This is a genomic window from Soonwooa sp. (genome assembly GCF_032062245.1).
Classification (GTDB): Bacteria; Bacteroidota; Bacteroidia; order Flavobacteriales; family Weeksellaceae; genus Soonwooa.
This window is the reverse complement of record NZ_DAMBQF010000053.1, coordinates 1-3,570: the sequence shown is the minus strand read 5'-3', so window position 1 is coordinate 3,570 and position 3,570 is coordinate 1. Positions and strand designations below refer to the sequence as shown.

Below are 3,570 nucleotides of genomic sequence, written 5' to 3'. Positions count from 1 at the left end.
CATAGTATGACAATATTTAATGAATTTTTTGTCAACCTATTTCAGGAATATGCATCGGATACGCTTGCACATAACGGAAAAAGTATTGGCGAAGAACGGGCTACTTTGCACACAATTTCAAAGGGAAACCGACTTTGAGCAAAAATTTTTTCCTTTTGCTAATATACGAGAAAAAGTAAAAGGAAAAATTTTTTGCGGATATTGCTAACTGAGTTCTCAAAGACAGTATTCACCCCGTTTTTTGCCAATACAATGTTATCTGCAGTGCTTTTTTCTATTCAGTTATTGACCAATCCTTATATTCAAACCAGTGCTCTTTGCCAGTTTTTACAGTTTTTATAATTCTTTTAGTCGGTTTGCTCATTCTTTTTGTTTTCGGATCAAAAATTATGTGATCCTCATTATCAAAATAAATAATTCCTTTTTTGTCACAAGCATCAAGAACTTTTACTTTTATTAGAAAATCATTTTTATTAAGGTCTATTATAACTCCTTTGGCTTTACAAATATCATTATCATCTTTAGATTCCTGTTCTTTACTTACATACCATTTATTATAATTAAATTCAAGTTTACCACCAATTTTATATTCTGAAAACTCGTCTAACTTTCTATTTACTTCGTTGTTTTTGGACTTTTCCCAATAATCTTGATAATATTTAATTTGTTCATTAAGTTTAATTTCTTGATTGTTTAAATGTCTATAGTAACTTACCAAAATAATTCCTGACATATCATCTGGATGGTAAATTTTCAAATCATTAAAAAATTTTGATAGTCTTGAACCGCCCCATAATTGCCAATTATTTCTCATCCACATTCCAAGCCCAAAATGAAGACTTGCAGTAAAATCATTTTCAGAAAGTTTTTTCATTTTGATTTTTGTACTGTCTGCCCAAAATTTATTTATTTGTTTATAGCAATCTTCTAAATCTTTGGGAATATAAACTTTGTTTATTGAATCTGTAGTAAATCTTACCTTTTCTTGATCATCAATCGTTTTTTGAATGGAAATATATTTATGAAGTATTTCTTTTTCATTTATTTTTCCATTATTTAAATATGTTTTAAAAGCGTAGAGTAGTACTTTCGATGGTTGTGAATATATTCCTTTTTTTTCTAAATATTTTACAATTTTTGGATTCCCATTTTCACTAGTCCAATTAAATATAGTTTTATAGTCTTTTCCTTGTTCAGTCTTTGAAAATGGATAAACTGTGTACATTAAACTATCCTCTTGAGTTGTTTTTATTTTGTTTTTTACAGTTAACGAACAATCCTTATCTAAATATTTTACAGATTGTTTTAAATTTTGTGGAAGTTTGCGATTTTGTCCACTTAAATTTGTTAAGAATAAAATCGTGATTATTGTTAGTAGTGCTCTCATAGCATTGCAGATAACGGAAAAAGTATTGGCGAAGTGCGGGAATTCGAAGGACTGAAAGTTCAAGAATTCAGAAACGAAGCCGATGCTTTTTTCGGATTGTTAAATTACAAAAATAATCAATACGGAAAAGCAGCGGCGGATAAATATTACAAATATTTCAACTTAGACTTTAACCCCGCATTTTGCCAATACTATGTTAGGCGTAGTTTTTATTCTTTAATGCGTTTTTTTAAGTCCATTTCTGCTCCAAGAATTCTCTCAATCTCAATTTCTAATTGATTTAGAATTCGATAAAAAATAATATGTTTGTTTGCCAAGAATCCGTAATATTCAGAATCAATTTCAGCGTAATTCTTTCCAATGTTTGGGTTTTCTGCTAATAATTGACAGAATTCGATTAGCTCTTCATAATATTTATCTGCTTGATTTTCTGACCAAAATTCATAGGTATATTCATAGATTTTAGTAAGATCTTCAACAGCCTTATTGGTAAAAAAATATTTAGCCATTACTTTTCATTTTGGCTTTTAAAGATTCAAGATGTTTTTGGGGATTAAAATCATTAGCGATTCCACTCTTAATTCCTTCTTGAATTGCATTTTTCAAAATTTGAATCTTGTTTTCTTCCTCCTCTAAAAGTCGTAAGCCTGCTCGAATAACTTCGCTTGCATTTTTATATCTTCCTTGAGAAACTTTATTATCAACAAAATCCTCAAAATAATTTCCTAAAGAAACAGATGTGTTTCGTCCCATTTTTACTTAATTTAAAATTCAATAATCAAAGTTACCAAATTTTGGTAATTTATACAAATTTTTCTTTGGGAACTGCGCTTGTAAAATTACGTCTAACGGAAAAAGTATTTGCGAAGGGCGGGCTAAATTTAACTGAAAGTTCAATTTGCGACCGAACGAAGCAAATTGCTTTTTCGTGGAACTAAATTACAAAAAAATGTGGAACGAAAAGCAATTTGCGGCTAAATGCATCGGGTCTTTCTATTATGTATTCAACCCCGCCTTTTGCAAATACTATGTTATCGGCAGTTTTTTATTTTCCCTCTCGTATAAATTGCTCAGCGAGAAAGTCAAGAACATTATTGCCTTCTCCATTTTGCATATTAAGTTCTTCAGGTGTTACTTCTGTAGTGGGCCAAATCATATTTGCATTTTCAAGATTAAGAATTTTTGACTCTTGAATTTTTTTGACAAATTCTGTATACCTGTTATTTTTATTGTTATACATAAATCCAATCGCACTTGCAATAATGTCTGAAATTTGGATATTTACTTCAAATTTAGAATCTGTCAATTGAACACTATTTATTTGCGCAGGGTATGTCATTTTTCTTGAGTCAAAGCCTACTTCTTGAATTTCGACTTTTAAATTTCTCACAAATTCTATATACTCACTATAATGTTCAATTTGTTTAGAATTATCAAATATAACATCAAATTTTTCCCCTAAAACTTTATACCAACGATCACACAGCACTAAAAAACAAGAAAAAGTAACATCAATTGTAAATTTATCGCTGTTCTCTAATATTCTTAAAATTTGAGGCCTGCTATCACGTATAGGATATAATAGACCTAAGTATTCATCATCAACGGTTTCAATTAGTTCTTCAACTGTTTTATAAAATTTATTAATAGAATCGGAATCTCTTTTTCGGAACATAGAAATAAAATTGGTTATCATTTCATTATAAAGCGCTTTGTTCCAAAAGAAATTGCCAAAATAAAAAATGAAATTTGTATATTGAATATTTAGCCCAAATTTATATAAATCAAGTCCTTTTTCGTAAAAAACGGGTTCAATTAATTGGTCAACAATTTGGGCAATGGTTGCCAATTCTTTATGGACAACATATATTGCAACTTTTTCTTCTCGAATTAATTCGTGATTTAAAAGTTTTATAATAGATTCACGACCTTTTGGTGATTTTTTAAGTTTTACGAAATGTAATTCAGCATCATTTTCAAAAAGTTTAAGTAATTCCTCACATTCTTCAGTTGAAAAGTTATTAGAACAAAGGATAAATGCTTTTTGATCTAAATTTAGAAGATCTGCTCCTGTATTTCCTGATTCATCAAAGTAAATTTTCTGCATAGTTTTTATAAAATTGCCGATAACGTTTTCGGGCTTTGCGTTCGGGCGGGATTCGGAGCACAAAACTGTCAACCAG

At 29.5% G+C, this 3,570-nt stretch carries 4 protein-coding genes; all 4 read right to left on the bottom strand.

Going from position 1 to position 3,570, the window contains the following annotated elements:
* Positions 1-274: 274 nt before the first annotated feature.
* The gene (locus RT037_RS13665; protein ID WP_313032320.1) at positions 275-1,387 is read right to left on the bottom strand and encodes a DUF6794 domain-containing protein; all 1,113 of its coding nucleotides are present in this window, start codon (positions 1,385-1,387) and stop codon (positions 275-277) included.
* Between the two features lie 209 nt (positions 1,388-1,596).
* The gene (locus RT037_RS13660; RefSeq protein ID WP_313032317.1) at positions 1,597-1,896 is read right to left on the bottom strand and encodes a type II toxin-antitoxin system RelE/ParE family toxin; all 300 of its coding nucleotides are present in this window, start codon (positions 1,894-1,896) and stop codon (positions 1,597-1,599) included.
* Positions 1,889-2,140 (bottom strand): type II toxin-antitoxin system ParD family antitoxin, encoded by a 252-nt coding sequence (locus tag RT037_RS13655; RefSeq protein WP_313032315.1) that lies wholly within the window; start codon positions 2,138-2,140, stop codon positions 1,889-1,891. The genes RT037_RS13660 and RT037_RS13655 overlap by 8 nt, the downstream gene beginning before the upstream one ends.
* 292 nt (positions 2,141-2,432) lie before the next feature.
* A partial coding sequence (locus RT037_RS13650) for a DUF3800 domain-containing protein (RefSeq protein WP_313032312.1) occupies positions 2,433-3,570 on the bottom strand: 1,138 nt, incomplete at its 5' end.

Coding starts and splice junctions, on each gene's coding strand:
- RT037_RS13665 (WP_313032320.1), bottom strand. CDS start 1,387: ATGAGAGCACTACTAACAATAATCACGATTTTATTCTTAACAAATTTA.
- RT037_RS13660 (WP_313032317.1), bottom strand. CDS start 1,896: ATGGCTAAATATTTTTTTACCAATAAGGCTGTTGAAGATCTTACTAAA.
- RT037_RS13655 (WP_313032315.1), bottom strand. CDS start 2,140: ATGGGACGAAACACATCTGTTTCTTTAGGAAATTATTTTGAGGATTTT.